Annotated in this window: 1 protein-coding gene; it reads left to right on the top strand. The window is 74.1% G+C overall.

The genetic code is table 11. The features are described 5' to 3' along the window. Positions 1-375: SAM-dependent methyltransferase (locus ACR6JA_RS23280; RefSeq protein ID WP_494599906.1), on the top strand; the 375-nt coding region annotated here is incomplete at both ends.

Below are 375 nucleotides of genomic sequence, written 5' to 3'. Positions count from 1 at the left end.
GGGCTGGGCGAGGCCGCCCCGGAAAGCTGGCTGCCCGCCGACGCCCGCGCCCGGGCCGGCAGCCTGGACACCTACATCGCCGAGAACGCCAAGACGGCGCGCGCCTTCCTCAAGCTGGTGGGCACCACCCGGCCACTGCAGGAAATCACCATCCACACGCTCAGCGACAAGACCGACGCCGCCGAGATCGGCGCCTGGCTCGAGCCGGTGCGCCGCGGCGCCGACATCGGCCTGGTGTCCGAAGCCGGCTGCCCGGCGGTCGCCGACCCTGGCGCCAAGGTGGTGGACGCCGCCCACCGGCTGGGCATCACCATCAAGCCCTGGGTCGGCCCCTCCTCCATCCTGCTGGGCCTGATGGCCAGCGGCCTGGACGGC

This window comes from Cedecea sp. B1(4), from assembly GCF_059414925.1.
This window is presented reverse-complemented; position numbering and strand designations above follow the sequence as displayed.